This window comes from Chitinophagaceae bacterium C216 (genome assembly GCA_028485475.2).
Lineage (GTDB): Bacteria > Bacteroidota > Bacteroidia > Chitinophagales > Chitinophagaceae > Niabella > Niabella composti.
Genome location: CP144143.1, coordinates 1,007,608 through 1,021,709, shown reverse-complemented (window position 1 = coordinate 1,021,709; position 14,102 = coordinate 1,007,608). Strand labels below are relative to the sequence as shown.

11 protein-coding genes and 1 pseudogene are annotated in these 14,102 nt (G+C 40.9%); 1 reads left to right on the top strand and 11 read right to left on the bottom strand.

Going from position 1 to position 14,102, the window contains the following annotated elements; all coding sequences use genetic code 11:
* Positions 1-63: 63 nt before the first annotated feature.
* The 11 genes and pseudogenes from kbl to PIECOFPK_RS04155 form a co-directional block, all read right to left on the bottom strand.
* Complete coding sequence (gene kbl / locus PIECOFPK_RS04205) at positions 64-1,251, bottom strand: glycine C-acetyltransferase (protein ID WP_409966586.1); 1,188 nt, start codon at positions 1,249-1,251, stop codon at positions 64-66.
* 83 nt (positions 1,252-1,334) lie between these two features.
* Entirely contained in the window at positions 1,335-2,492 is a 1,158-nt protein-coding gene (dinB, locus tag PIECOFPK_RS04200) for a DNA polymerase IV (RefSeq protein WP_330973156.1), read from the bottom strand.
* 73 nt (positions 2,493-2,565) lie between these two features.
* Positions 2,566-3,033 carry a DinB family protein gene (locus PIECOFPK_RS04195; RefSeq protein ID WP_409966585.1) on the bottom strand — a complete coding sequence of 156 codons (468 nt, stop codon included), beginning with the start codon at positions 3,031-3,033 and terminating at the stop codon, positions 2,566-2,568.
* Positions 3,034-3,052: 19 nt separating this feature from the next.
* Positions 3,053-3,586 carry a ribosome maturation factor RimM gene (gene rimM, locus PIECOFPK_RS04190; RefSeq protein WP_330973154.1) on the bottom strand — a complete coding sequence of 178 codons (534 nt, stop codon included), beginning with the start codon at positions 3,584-3,586 and terminating at the stop codon, positions 3,053-3,055.
* A gap of 364 nt (positions 3,587-3,950) precedes the next feature.
* A pseudogene (gene rpsP / locus PIECOFPK_RS04185) lies at positions 3,951-4,202 on the bottom strand (30S ribosomal protein S16); the annotation flags it as partial.
* Between the two features lie 214 nt (positions 4,203-4,416).
* Positions 4,417-7,563, bottom strand: coding sequence for an ATP-dependent helicase (locus PIECOFPK_RS04180; protein ID WP_409966584.1), 3,147 nt, complete (start codon positions 7,561-7,563; stop codon positions 4,417-4,419).
* Between the two features lie 95 nt (positions 7,564-7,658).
* Entirely contained in the window at positions 7,659-8,096 is a 438-nt protein-coding gene (locus PIECOFPK_RS04175; protein ID WP_409966583.1) for a hypothetical protein, read from the bottom strand.
* Between the two features lie 9 nt (positions 8,097-8,105).
* Positions 8,106-8,534 carry a hypothetical protein gene (locus tag PIECOFPK_RS04170; protein WP_409966582.1) on the bottom strand — a complete coding sequence of 143 codons (429 nt, stop codon included), beginning with the start codon at positions 8,532-8,534 and terminating at the stop codon, positions 8,106-8,108.
* 72 nt (positions 8,535-8,606) lie between these two features.
* Positions 8,607-9,515: a tRNA (adenosine(37)-N6)-dimethylallyltransferase MiaA gene (gene miaA, locus PIECOFPK_RS04165; protein WP_409966581.1), complete on the bottom strand. Its 909-nt coding sequence runs from the start codon at positions 9,513-9,515 to the stop codon at positions 8,607-8,609.
* 40 nt (positions 9,516-9,555) lie between these two features.
* Entirely contained in the window at positions 9,556-10,116 is a 561-nt protein-coding gene (locus PIECOFPK_RS04160) for an IS1096 element passenger TnpR family protein (RefSeq protein ID WP_409966580.1), read from the bottom strand.
* 199 nt (positions 10,117-10,315) lie between these two features.
* On the bottom strand, positions 10,316-11,812 hold the full coding sequence (locus PIECOFPK_RS04155) for a glycosyl hydrolase family 32 (RefSeq protein WP_330973147.1): 1,497 nt from the start codon (positions 11,810-11,812) through the stop codon (positions 10,316-10,318).
* 52 nt (positions 11,813-11,864) lie between these two features.
* Between PIECOFPK_RS04155 and PIECOFPK_RS04150 the strand changes: the two genes are divergently transcribed.
* Positions 11,865-14,072 carry an HAD-IIB family hydrolase gene (locus PIECOFPK_RS04150; RefSeq protein ID WP_409966579.1) on the top strand — a complete coding sequence of 736 codons (2,208 nt, stop codon included), beginning with the start codon at positions 11,865-11,867 and terminating at the stop codon, positions 14,070-14,072.
* Positions 14,073-14,102 lie beyond the last annotated feature (30 nt).

The following is a 14,102-nucleotide window of genomic DNA, read 5'->3' as shown; positions in this document are numbered from 1 at the left end:
TTTGATAAAGCACGCATAGCTTTAACTGTTGTTAGAGGGACAAAATTTATGATTAATCGAAATTTATTTTAACACGCCTAACTCTTTACCCACTTTTGTAAAAGCCGCAATAGCCTTGTCCAGATGCTCCTGTTCATGCGCGGCACTCAGTTGCACGCGAATGCGCGCCTGCCCTTTAGGCACTACGGGATAAAAGAAGCCGATCACATATACTCCTTCATTAAGCAATTGGTCGGCAAACTTAGCTGCCAGCACTGCATCATAAAGCATAATGGGCACAATAGGGTGGTCGCCGGGCTTAATGTCGAAACCGGCCTGGGTCATTTTTTCACGGAAATACTTGGTATTATACTCTAACTTATCACGCAAATGTGTAGAAGCCGAAAGCATGTCCAGCACAGCAATCGATGCACCCACAATTGCCGGGGCCAGAGTGTTACTAAACAAATATGGACGTGATTTCTGCCGAAGCATATCGATAATTTCCTTACGCCCCGAAGTAAATCCTCCGGATGCCCCTCCCAGTGCTTTACCAAGTGTGCCTGTAATAATATCTATTTTCCCCATCACACCACGATACTCATGCGTACCACGACCAGTTTTGCCTAGAAATCCGGAAGAGTGACTTTCATCCACCATAATCACTGCATCGTATTTCTCAGCCAGCTCAACGATTTTATCCAACTGAGCAATGGTTCCATCCATACTGAAAGAACCATCCGTAACAATAATGCGACTACGACAACCTGCAGCTTCTTGCAATTTGGCCTCGAGGTCGGCCATATTGTTGTGCTCATAACGGAAGCGTTGTGCTTTACACAGTCTTACCCCATCGATAATACTCGCATGGTTTAATGCATCGGAAATGATGGCATCCTGATCATTGAACAATGGCTCAAACACGCCGCCATTGGCATCAAAAGCAGCTGCATAAAGAATGGTATCTTCTGTTCCCAAGAACTCGGACAATTTTCGCTCCAGCTCTTTATGAATATCCTGTGTACCGCAGATAAAGCGAACACTACTCATGCCATATCCTCGTGAATCGATTGTGGCATGTGCTGCTTTTATAACATCGGGATGAGAAGATAAGCCCAAGTAGTTATTCGCGCAGAAATTGAGTACTTTTCTTCCGTTTACTTCAATCTCTGCTCCCTGCGGACCGGTAATGATACGTTCCGTCTTGTATAAGCCGGAAGCTTTAATTTCTTCCAGCTCATTAGCGATGCGTTGTACAAATTTTTCGTTCATATAGTATGGAATAAATAATGACTTTTGCGAAGTTATGTTTTATGTGAGTACAATAATTATTTACCGCTGATACCTAAAACACTCTATGGCTTTCTGGCTACCACAGCTTTTGTAATACTGGCATTACCAAACTTATTTTTAATATCATCTACCGCTTTGTACAAATTGAGCTTACTATCCTGATTGTTAAACAAATTCATCTGCATGCCATTACTCGCCAGCTGACTCAACCGCACTCCTACCAATCGCAGGGGGCGCCCTTTTTGATAAAACTTGTTAAAAATTTCCTTTGCCTTTTCAATCAATTCATCGTCTAGAGAAGTGTAAGGAATCGTTTCCTGCCTAGTAATGGTTTCAAAATCGCTATACCGGATTTTCACGGCAATACATCCGGTAAGTTTTTCTTCCTGTCTGAGGTCGTAGGCACATTTCTCCGTAAGTCGCACCAATTGAGTATGCAAAAAGTCAATATTGGTTTGATTTTCATGAAAAGTGGTTTCATGGCTGATGCTTTTCTGCTCCCATTCGGTTTCCAATGGGCTGTTGTCGATGCCATTGGCTTTATACCATAGGCTACGGCCCCATTTACCTAATTGCTGCTCCAATACTTCAATAGGTGTGTGTGCAATGTCCTTTATAGTATGTAAGCCCATTGCGCGCAGACGCGGTTCGGTTTGTTTGCCTACACCGTTGATTTTTTCTATCCCCAATGGCCATAAAAATTCTTTTTCCTTACCATGGGGTACTTCGAGAAAGCCATTGGGTTTGGCCTCGTTAGTGGCAATTTTACTGATAAATTTAGAAGAAGCAAGGCCGCAAGAAATAGGCAGGCCTGTTTTTTCAATAATTTCTTCTCTCAATTTACGGGTGTATTCGCTGACGTTGAAAAAGCGATCCATTCCCGTTAGATCGCAGTAAAACTCATCTATAGAGGCCTTCTGAAACAAAGGAACTCGCGACGCAATAATTTCCGTAACAATATTGGAATAATGCTGATAGTACTGAGGATTGCCTTTCAACACTATAGCCTGTGGACACAGCTTGAGGGCACGCGCCATGGGCATTGCCGAATGTACCCCATATTTTCTCGCCTCATAACTACAAGTAGAAACTACGCCACGGTTGACAGAACCGCCAACAATTACCGGCTTCCCTTTCAGTGCGGGTTGGAGCAATAACTCCACCGAAACGAAAAAAGAATCCAGATCAAAATGGGCAATATAGGGTTTCGGTGCACTCAAGGTGGCAAAATTAGGTGTAAAAATCGGTGTAGCGCTATACCTATTGCAGGCCTTATTATCTCTCCTATAGCAATTATTTACGATTGCGGATATATTTTTTCAGCATCACCATCTGACCTAGATGATAGTGCACATGTTCTACCTGGCCTTGAAAAGTTTTGTAAGCACTTGACTTCCCAGGCAATATAGGAGCAAACAATCCGCTATCATCATATCCTTCGATTACCGTGGCTAGTTCTTCGGCCGAATAAAGATTATCGCGCTTCAGTGCTTCCCACTCGGCTTCACTATTGATGGCAACTTTCATTCCGTTGTCCTTAGCAATGGGAGGATTAGAGTTACGGCCACGCATAGTTAGAATACGGTTCCAGTACGTAATATGATGTAGCAGCATGGCAATACTATTGGGAGAGAAGGGGGTAATGCTGCAGGCTTCTACCCAGCTGACGTCTTTTAAAACCTCGGCAATACTTACTTCTGTCCAATTACCACCACGATGCACATCAATTAAATGCTGTGCAATGTGTTGTTTGATATTCATAACAGAAAGATAAGCATCTTTAGGATAAATAAATGTCCAGTAGACCCTCAGGCAGGCTTACATACACTTTTTGGGCTTTATTATCTACCTTAATAAGGGTTTCTTCGTGTAAAGGAATCAATACTTCCTTACCATTGATTTCAAGACGACACAAAACCTGGTGGGGCTGTTCGATAATTTCTTGTATGGCACCTAGCTCTTCATCGTCGTTAATGATAGTGTAATGTAATAAACTAATGGGGGCGTTTTTAGCCGTATGCGCTCGAAAATCGGCCTCGGTAAGCCATACTTCTTTTTGTACCAGAGGGCGTGCGGCTTCCATAGTATTGATACCTTCCAGCTTGATGTAAGATTCCGAATCGGTTTTTACCTTGCTGGATTCGAGAAACCAGGGAATGAAACTTCCGGTTTTATCTTTGATAAAAACCGCTTTTAATCCTTTTAGTGTAGTTTTTTTACCTAGCACATGCTTCAGCACTAGAAATCCCTGTAAGCCATGTGTGGCTGCAAATCTACCTATACTTATGTAGCCGTTTACATTTTCAGTAGCCATACTGACACGTAAATATTTTACAAATAGCTTATTATCAGATTAATATTAGTATAAGGCAGTGCCTCTGATGATTTTAATAAAAAAGGCGGCCGGGAATACCGTTACCGCCTTAATGTCTTTGCTTCATAAGCATCTACTAAGCCTCTCCACCTTCAGCATTTTCTTCAGGGGCAGGAGTTTCTGCTTTGGCCTCAGACACTTTACGTGGAGCTGCGCTAGCTGCTGCTTTACGTTTAGCTTTTCTTTCTTCGATAGCTTTTTGCTGGCGTTTTTTGATAAGCTCTTCGTGTTCAGCACTCCAAGTTGTGAATTTTTGCATCGCTACGTTTTCATCAAAGAGGCCTAGCTTTACGCCGCGCAATAGGTGCTTTAAGTACAATACACCTTTAAAGCTCAGAATACGGCGAACAGTATCGGTTGGTTTAGCACCTTTGTTCAACCATTCTAAAGCTTTCTGACGGTCCAGTTCGATTGTAGCTGGGATGGTCAAAGGATTGTAGGTTCCAATTTTTTGGATGAATTTACCATCACGTGGGCTCCTTGCATCAGCAACTACAATGAAGTAAAAGGGCCTTTTTTTTGAGCCGTGTCTTTGCAATCTGATCTTTGCTGCCATTTTAAATAGAAATTTAAGGCGTTAAATAATAATTGTTTGCTTCCCTTACTATACATAAATGTACACGGGGGCTCAAAGGTATATAAACTTTTATGTTTTTTCAATAATGGAAAAATAAAAAATACACAAAAATTATTATTTTTTTAATATGGAAATGTAGCCTAAAGAGCCACCCATTTAAATATTATAAAAATACAACAATTGTAAATCGCAACTATTCTACTTCCTCATCTTCGGTTATTTCCTCCAAATGGCTATACAAATAGTTGTCCTTCACAAAATTGCACCAGTGACAATCGCTCTTCCCACAACCTTTGTAGAAATCTTTGTTCTGAATTCGCTCCCACACAGTTTTTATCTGGCCTTTTACAATATCCACATCCTCCGGTGATATAACAATCTTCAGCTTCTTAAATTCATCTTTTGTGTTGGGCTCGATGAAATCAAACTCGGTACTTACTACTCTCCAATCCTTGAGCTCGTAATTGTCCAATAAGATTTTATAAAAGACTGCCTGTCTCCAGTAATCACCTCCATCAGGGTTTTTCTCATCGGGAGGGTTGGTTTTGACTTTGGCATTATCGGGATTACCGGTTTTGTAATCCACCACATTTACATTCTTTCCGTCAAATTCCAACTTGTCGATTTTACCTTTTAACGGAATACCCTCTACAACCACCCCTTTTACATTCAGCTCCAGTACCACTACCTTATTCCATTCTTGTACATATTTTTCATAGTAGGCGGGTAAAATAATAGAGCCTTGTTCCATTCTTCTTTCGAAAGCCTCTCTGGTAAAACTTTCCCGATGCCGCTCCATATACCACTTGAAATCACCCAAAACGACTTCTATAGTAGGGAAAGCTTTATTTGGATCCTCTTTCATTCTTTTAAACAACCGCTCTAGGGCAAAATGTACAGCGCTACCGAATTCCGTAGCCTCATTCTTACCAGCAGGAATGCGCAAAAGATTTTGATAATAAAACTTCAAAGGACAACTAAGATAGGCGTTCAATGCCGTTACGTTCATCGCAAAGCGAGATAGCAAGCCGTCCACAAAATCATCTTCCAAACTATCCAATACCGGCTGCGAAGCGGCAAATAACAAATGCTGGAAAGTGAGCATCTGGTCATTACTGAATTGTGGTTTCTGAATTTCCAAAGGATGGGCGTCCTGTATTTCGGCGATAAACATAGATGGCTCCAATTCCCTGCCACCCTTATCCAATCTTGCATAAGAGATGTATAAATATTTCTCGGCTCGTGTAAGCGCAACATAAAATACACGTCGCAACTCTTCGGCTTCCTTTTCATCACCCACAGATGTAAACACATTGGGTGGGAGCTTGAAGTCTTGATTTCTTTTTCTTTTCTCTTCCCAGATAGAAGCATTACAACCGGCCAAGAAAACATACTCAAACTCCAGGCCCTTACTACCATGTGCCGTAAGCAGGTTGACGCCTTTATCGCTTCCGGTGACCTGCATCATGGGCAATGGTAGGTTTTCTTTCTGCATAATATCTATCAGTTCGACCAAACCGCTCAAACTCATATCAGGATTGCGGCGGTTTTCTTCCTTCACAAAATCATAAAAAGCGGTCAAGTATTGCATCAGCTCTATCTTCCGTTCGCTATTCATGATGTATTGCAAAACACCCGCATCACGAATGATTTTATCAAGCAATTGCTGAATGGTACTATTACTTACATCAGCAATCAGCTGCTCAAAAACTTCGGAACACTGACGCAGACTTTCGTTGAATGCTTCATCAAATAAAGTAGCTGCAGGTGTATTTGCTCTTTGATATAAAAGCTGACGCAATGAAATAAGCTCACCGCTAAACTTTCTTTGATTTACCTCCACATTCAGTTTGGCTATTTCTATAGGCGGATTTTTATAAAAATCGAAGTGTAGGATTTCAAATAGCAATTCATCGCCACTAAAAGGAATGTGATGCTCTGCATCTAGGTAGTAAAGAATATCCAGAACCTTTCTTATAAATGGCTCTTTAAGTAGATTAATACTACGCTTGGTATAATAAGGTATGCCTTTGTGCCGGAAATAATTCGCCAATTCCTCACCGTACTTATTCTCTCGATAAATCACGGCAATGCGGCCTGGCTCTACGCCTTGCTGTATCAGTGCCTCTATCTTGAATACAATGCCTGCCATTTCATCGGCCTGAGTATTGTACTCCAGAATTTCGGGATAATGTTGTAGGTGATTAATGGATTTATTGGCGGCAACCAAATCTTTACTAAGACCGGGCAATTGATTTACCAGCCGCTCAGTATTTTTTTCAATAATGGTTTTGGAAATATCCAGTATGGGTTGTGTGCTTCGATAGTTATTGGTAAGTACAATAGTTTTTAAATCGTGTATATACTGATTGGCAAAATCCAGCATGTTTTCCACGTTCGCTCCTTGAAAGCGGTAAATACTCTGGTCATCATCCCCTACTACAAATATGTTGGGGGAGTCCCAATACTCAATCAGTAGCTGTACTATTTTATTTTGCGAACCGCTTGTATCCTGAAACTCATCTACCAGTATATACTGATAGCGCTCCTGATAATCGGCCAGCAGGTTTTTATTTTCTGAGAAGGCGGTGATTACCCAGCCGATCATATCATCAAAGTCGTAACGCTTGCGTTGTGCTAAAATTTGCTGATAGTTGTCAAACTCATTTACTGCCGCACGCAGCTTTTCCATTTTTTCCACTTCGGCATAATATTGAGGTCTTAGATCCCCCTTTTTATGCTTTCCTCGATTTTGCTTATAAATATATTTTTCGTCATTAGGTAATGATACCAGATATTCATCAATTTTTTGAGAAAGAAACGCCGTTGTCCACCCCTCACGCTTCATCGCAGAAAAGAGATTACTCAACTTATTGGCTTCATAATATACATCACCTCTGTAGCGTTTCAAAGGATGATCTTTGGGGAATTGATCTATCAATTGTCTTAAGCACTCCACGCGTTCCAGATCCGAAATCGGATCGAGGGTATTTTTTTCAAAATAATCCAGATTATCCTGTATAACATCGTTACAGAAGGCGTGGAACGTGTAAATATTAATTTTATACGCATCGGCACCGATAAACTGCTGTAACCTTTTTCGCATGGCCACTACACCGGCATCGGTATATGTAAGACATAATATGTTTTGAGGCAGTGCATCGGTTTCTAGGAGAATTTTTCCGATACGGGCTGCCAGTATCTGCGTTTTACCGGTTCCGGGTCCGGCAATTACCATCACAGGACCTTCGAGCGTATTCACAGCATCGCGCTGCTGCTCATTGAGGTTACGATAGATTTCAATAAACTTTTGTTCCAGTTTTTGTTTTAATACCGACATACCAGCAAGTTAATTGAAAAGATGCAAAAACAGGCCATGCTACCTACCCTCTCAGCGAAGGATACACATAGCTATAAACGGAGCTGTACAGATTGTTAACTAAACAATGAAGTGAGGATGCCAGCAATGAATGCCATCGAGAAAAATATGGCCACTATAAACATGATCACTCCCCATATTCTAAAATATCCAGCCAAGCTATATAACGCTTTAACCAGCTGAGTGCGATCGTTATGTTTAAAGGAGTTTTTTGTAAGAAAAGAAAAACGAAATAAAAAATAAAAGGCCAGCAGACTTATAATTAATGATATAAATACCGACATGGACGAAGCGCTGTTGACAACCTGCGAAGCCGCATTATCCTCAAGCCCCTCTTCGCCCGCCGTAACCGGAGCTGGAGGAGAGGTTAAAAAAGCAATAACGCCTGTAATGGTTGCTAGTAAAGAAACAATGGCGGATATACCCGCTACCTTAGCAGTGGTTAAAATACTGTCTCCTAAAGGTGCCTGACGCGTTTCGTTCAACGGTTCCATCTGCTATATTTAGCTTAATAAGTTTGTAAGATTAATCAACAACTGAACCAGACTTAAAATAGCTGTCGCTATAAAAAATTTTTTCAGGAAATGGAAGCCCTGAGCCAATACAACACTGTTGCGCTCTTTTACTCCCTGAGTCAATAGGTGTGCTGCCTTATACAGATAATACAGGATTAACGCCGTTATAAAAAACAGCATAAAGAATCCTGTAACCAAAGCACCATAAATACCGTCTGTCTTTATAGGGAGTGCTGCAGCCAGCTGCCGCAAAATTTGAGCACCACTGGTCAGCATTACCACTACAATAAAAGTACCTATTGCAAATCCCACCGAGGTAATCAGCTTTACCCACCTACTGATTTGCAATACAGCAGAGCTCTCTTCTTCTAGGGGTTCCTGTTCTAAAATGTTATCGGATTGTTCTTGTTGTTCCATGCTTATAATATGGCCTGCGAAGATACTGCTATTTACCAGTTTTTAAACAGAGGCCTGTGAAATAACAAGTAATTATTGGGATAGTTCTGCAATTACCGGAGATATAGAATCGGTTTGACTAAGATTAATCCATTTCATACCCTGTTGTTTTTTAAACCAGGTCATCTGGCGCTTGGCATAACGTCGGGTATTTTGCTTGATTAAAGCCACAGCCTCATCGAGAGAGCATTTATTGTCGAAATAGTCAAAAAGTTCCTTATAACCTACAGTGTGCAGTGCATTTAAATGTCTATATGGATAGAGTTCCCGCGCTTCGGCTTCCAAACCCGCCGCCATCATCACATCTACTCTTTGATTGATACGCTCATAGAGTTCTTCGCGAGGACGTTCCAAACCAATCTGATAGATATTAAAATTACGGGGTATCCTGCCCGTGTTTCTGTAACTAATGATTGATCTACCGGTAGCTAATACTACTTCAAGAGCTCGCATCATGCGCTGCGGATTCTTCATCTCTCCTTCTTTTACAAACCAAGGATCGAGCTGTTGTAACTGCTCCTGCAACCAGCCTATACCATGAGTTTCATAATGGCTGATGACGTGCTGACGGATATGGTTCTCCACCGGCGGAATGAGATCCAGTCCGTCTACAAGAGCCTTAATATACAGTCCGGTTCCTCCGGTAACCACTACCGTATTATACTGCTGAAACAACTTTTTAAGCAGTTCCAACGCATAGGTTTCGTACCATGCCGCACTAATATCGTCGTGTATGCTGTGCGAGGCTATAAAAAAATGAGGTACTTGCGCCAGCTCTTCCGGGGTTGGCCTTGCCACACCTATATTGAGTTCCTTAAAACACTGCCGGCTATCTGCAGAAAGAATGACTGTATTAAAATATCGGGCCACTTCAATAGCGTAGGTAGTTTTACCTACGGCGGTAGGTCCGGCTATTACAATAATCGATTTTTGATGATGCAATTCCTTTTTTATATCAATGGTCTGATGTCTTTAACAATTATTAATCTTCATCTTGATAATCATCGCTAACATCTTCAAAACCATAATCTTCACCCTCTTCATCCTTTTCGTTAAACCCCTCGGCACCGCGCACCAGATCGTACTTCTCCTCAATATCCGCAAACCTGTCTCCTAGCAACCCTTTTGTACCATACTGCTTGGGCCCGATACCTTCCGAACGTACAACAGCGGGATAGTCCAAGCGGCTATCTTCGTCCTTCGCCACATTAATCAATTCTATCAGAAACCCCCATTGCTTATGAAAATCATAGGTATAGGTAAATTTCTGATTAGTATTACGTACTTCGGATCCAATAGTAGTCTCGGCCATCAAAAGGGGTTCGGCCTTATATGGTTTGTCGTATTTTTCCAGCGTTATTTCCCGTCCTTGTTGCCAGTTATCATTACTCCTGTAAAAGGTTGCCTGATGTTTGTTGTCAAACTCATACGCCTTCAATATGGCATGATGCAGATCCAAAAAGGTCTGCGTATGCTTAATTACCACATCCCTATAAATGCTCTCGTCTTCCTCAAAATATACCCTGAATTTAAAAACTGCCATATGCCGAAGGTACAAAGTTTCTGTAAAAGTAAATAAGAGTGCCTTCAATTTAAAATATCGTATGCGTTACTCCTCTTTGCTATAATACCCTAAAAAACAATGTGATTACAAACACCTTTCTTCATTGTCAAATAACTTCTTGTAGATTGATCAGAAAAGTCTGTAGCGCATCGATTGTTTTAAACGAAAAGAGGATAAATCAGTTTAGAAAGATATCCTGATCAGATAAATATTCGTCTTCTAAAGGTGGTAATTTTTTAATGAAACTATTATTGAGCGATACTACGGAGGAAGCCGAGTAAAGTCCGATATACTTATTACTGTAAGTATAGTCGATTAAAGTAAGCTTTACCAATCCATCAATAACGAGTTCGATATAATTACCGTAGCGAATAAGTTTGAAATGGTACGTGTATTTGGGATTAATGGTAAAAACATTATCCTGTAACACTTTAAACTTAAAGTTGGAGCGGATATCCGCATCGTTGAACCCCCAAGCACGTAGTTCCACATGACCGTTGATTACATCAAAAGCAAAATAGTATCCCGATCCTTCCTCATCCATGTCGGTTACCAATCCCAGTTTTCCCATTCCTTCCACCGATATCACACCTTCCCAAATAAAATCGTCTGCAGGTTTTTCAAACACAAATATTTCGTATCCGCTTCGAGAGCCCATCACCCAACGGTTATCTTCCTTGATAAAAGTAGCAGTAGGATTATTAAATAATTGTTTAACTGTAGAGAACTGATTTTGCTGTACCGCGTCATACGCCACCTCTTCCCAGTGATCGAAACTCTTCAATAAAAGCCTTCCCCTATCATCGGTGTCCAATTGCTTGGGAGGAAGAAACACCCGATAAGAATTAATCATGCCCGATGTATAGAAAAACGAATAAATCAATAATTTTCCGTTTTTGCTTTCTACTACCCGAGCGGCATAGTTCCCTTGCGGTAGCAAAACATTAGAATGAAAGGCATGATACTCCCCCAATATATCGCTACTGAACCAGTAACGTACTTTTACATCTTCTCTTATGGATGCAATAATATAGTGGCGCCCGTTCAACTGAAAGATACAGGGACACTCCAGATCGTCATACACCATTGGAAAATGTAGGGGCGGCAAATAAGTAACCTTGTTTTCATGATACTGCAATAGACCGATACATCCTCGGCGCGATATAGGCCCATGCGATACTCGGGCACATACCAGAAAATAAGTCTGATTGTTATAATCGAAACGAAACGGATCTCTAAAACTTAACCACTTACGAGGATTGTTTTCTACACTTTCATAATAAGGACCCTTGGACTCGATGGGGAATACCCCTTCATTCTTTTTTTCCCAATGATATAAATCCTTAGAAAACGCCCTACCTATTAAGGAATTCGTTCCCCGGAGCTTTCGCTGCAATCCGGTATAATACATTTCAAATCCATCGGCGGTTTTATATACATGCATCGTCCACAGCATATCATCATCCCATTCACCGGGATCGCCTACAAATAGCGCATTTTTTACACGCTTCCAGGATATACAATCTTTGGAAACGGCATGCGCGATGTAATCATGATTGGGAATAATGAGATGAAAAAGATGATAGACGCCGTTGTGCAGTATAATAGTTACATCGCCTATTTCCCAGTCACTAAAACCAGAACCGGAATAAAAACGTCTTTGGATTTGCTGCATTTCCGATAAAAATACTTATATTCCACCTATCCTCAAACACTTATCCGTAGATATGAAAGAGTATTATATACAATTATTTAGCCCTCACGGACTTATCCGCTATAAGAACCCAGAGATCGGTAGAGACAAAGACACAGGTGGGCAAGTGAAATATGTTTTAGAATTATTGGAAGCTTTATCACTGCATCCTCAAGTTAGAAAAGTAGATTTATTCACCCGCCGAATTTCCGATAGACGCGTCTCCACATCGTATAGTCAGCCTATTGAAATTGTAAATGAAAAAGCAAGAATAATAAGGATCGAATGCGGAGGCAGCACTTATAAGGAAAAAGAGCAACTCTGGGATCATCTGGATGAATTTATTAACAACACTATTCGCTTTAATGAAGAAGAAGATGATTTTCCGGATATATTGCACGGGCATTATGCCGATGGCAATTACATAGCTTGCGAACTTAGCAAGATATTCTCACTGCCCTTTATTGCAACGGGACACTCATTAGGCCGCAACAAGAAAAACATTCTCCTCAGTCAAGGATGGACGGAAAAGAAAATCAATGACAAGTTCAATATGGAAAAAAGAATCAGGGTAGAGGAGAATATTCTGGAACAAGCCGACATGATTATCACCAGTACCCAACATGAAATCAACACCCAGTATAAGGACTATCATAATAAACATAAGGCTACATTTAAAGTCAATCCCCCTGGTATCAACACCGATGTTTTCTACCCTTATTACCGCCTGGAAATGCCCTCATTTACTATGACCATTGAGCAAGAACAGGCATTACACAGAATTAATTCTGAAATTGAACGTTTTCTTTTTAATGCAGAGAAGCCTCTTATTCTATCCATTGGCCGTGCCGATAAGCGAAAAAATTTTGAATCGCTAATTACCAGCTATGGGCAAGATAAAGAATTACAAGCCATGGCCAATCTAGCCATTTTTGCGGGTGTTCGAAAAGATATTACGGAAATGCCGGATGATGAAAAAGAAATACTGACCAATCTGCTACTGCTGATGGATAAGTATGACTTATACGGAAAGATGGCTTTACCAAAGAAAAATGATCCTAGCAGAGAGGTTCCCGAAATTTATCGCATAGCAGCACGTAAGAAAGGTGTGTTTGTAAATGCTACTCCCGGAGAAAACTTTGGACTCACAATAATCGAAGCAGCTGCTTGTGGTTTACCTATTGTAGCCTCACCCACCGGTGGTCCTAAGGAAATTGTAGAATCGGCACAAAACGGTATTCTGGTGGATGTAGAAGATACCGAAGCTATCGCACATGCTATTAAAAAAATTATTGCCGATGAAACACTCTGGGAGCAATACTCAGCAAACGGTGTGAAAGCCGGAGCCGAGGATTATACCTGGAAAAAACACGCCGAACGGTATATTGCCGCTATCGATGAAATTTTTGCCCATAAGGCTGAAAAGTTCCAGTCTCAATCATCCTTTGGTAAAAAACTCTCTTCGGCCGAAGTTTTTTTCATCAGTGATCTGGATGGCACCTTAATTGAAGGAGACCGTAGCGAAGGCCTTGCTGAACTGATGCAATGGATACAAGAACATCGCGTGGCATTTGGCATCTCGAGTGGTAGAAATAAACATCTTCTCAAACAGGCACTGGCAAAACATCCACTACTGAAACCCGATATTATAATATGCTCTGCGGGTACAGAGCTTTATTATACTACTGAATTTATACCCGATCGTGGATGGGAGAAACATATTAATCATCAATGGAAACGAGAAGCTATTGTACAAACACTAGCTTCACTCCCTTACTTGCAAATGCAGGAGGAAGATGCACAGTGGCCTTATAAGATCAGCTACTATGTGTCGAACGATTTTGGCGATGACGAGCTGGCGCATATCAATAAGCTCTTGGATGATAGAAAACTTCATGCAAAGATTCTGCTTACCGATAACCGATTTTTAGACATCATACCTCGTCGTGCAGGAAAAGGTAATGCAGTCCGTTATCTCAGCTACAAATGGAAATTGCCGGTAGAACAGTTCTTTACAGCCGGTAATGGTGGCAATGATCTGGATATGTTACAGGGAAGAGTTAAAGGAATTGTAGCAGCAGATTACAGCAAAGAACTGGAGATTCTCAGGAACAAAAAAACCGTATACTTTGCCCAACAACCATTGGCAAAAGGTTTATTGGAAGGTATTATTTTTTATTCCAAGCCATCAGAAAAACAAAAAGAAAACACTTCCGAAAAAAAAGCAGATTCCAGAAAATAGGAATCTGCTTTTTTAATACTCCCGGTAACT

Excerpts from the sequence above, each read along its gene's own strand:
- kbl (WP_409966586.1), bottom strand. The coding sequence starts at position 1,251 with ATGAACGAAAAATTTGTACAACGCATCGCTAATGAGCTGGAAGAAATT.
- PIECOFPK_RS04195 (WP_409966585.1), bottom strand. The coding sequence starts at position 3,033 with ATGAATATCAAACAACACATTGCACAGCATTTAATTGATGTGCATCGT.
- rimM (WP_330973154.1), bottom strand. The coding sequence starts at position 3,586 with ATGGCTACTGAAAATGTAAACGGCTACATAAGTATAGGTAGATTTGCA.
- PIECOFPK_RS04180 (WP_409966584.1), bottom strand. The coding sequence starts at position 7,563 with ATGTCGGTATTAAAACAAAAACTGGAACAAAAGTTTATTGAAATCTAT.
- PIECOFPK_RS04175 (WP_409966583.1), bottom strand. The coding sequence starts at position 8,096 with ATGGAACCGTTGAACGAAACGCGTCAGGCACCTTTAGGAGACAGTATT.
- PIECOFPK_RS04170 (WP_409966582.1), bottom strand. The coding sequence starts at position 8,534 with ATGGAACAACAAGAACAATCCGATAACATTTTAGAACAGGAACCCCTA.
- PIECOFPK_RS04160 (WP_409966580.1), bottom strand. The coding sequence starts at position 10,116 with ATGGCAGTTTTTAAATTCAGGGTATATTTTGAGGAAGACGAGAGCATT.
- PIECOFPK_RS04155 (WP_330973147.1), bottom strand. The coding sequence starts at position 11,812 with ATGCAGCAAATCCAAAGACGTTTTTATTCCGGTTCTGGTTTTAGTGAC.
- PIECOFPK_RS04150 (WP_409966579.1), top strand. The coding sequence starts at position 11,865 with ATGAAAGAGTATTATATACAATTATTTAGCCCTCACGGACTTATCCGC.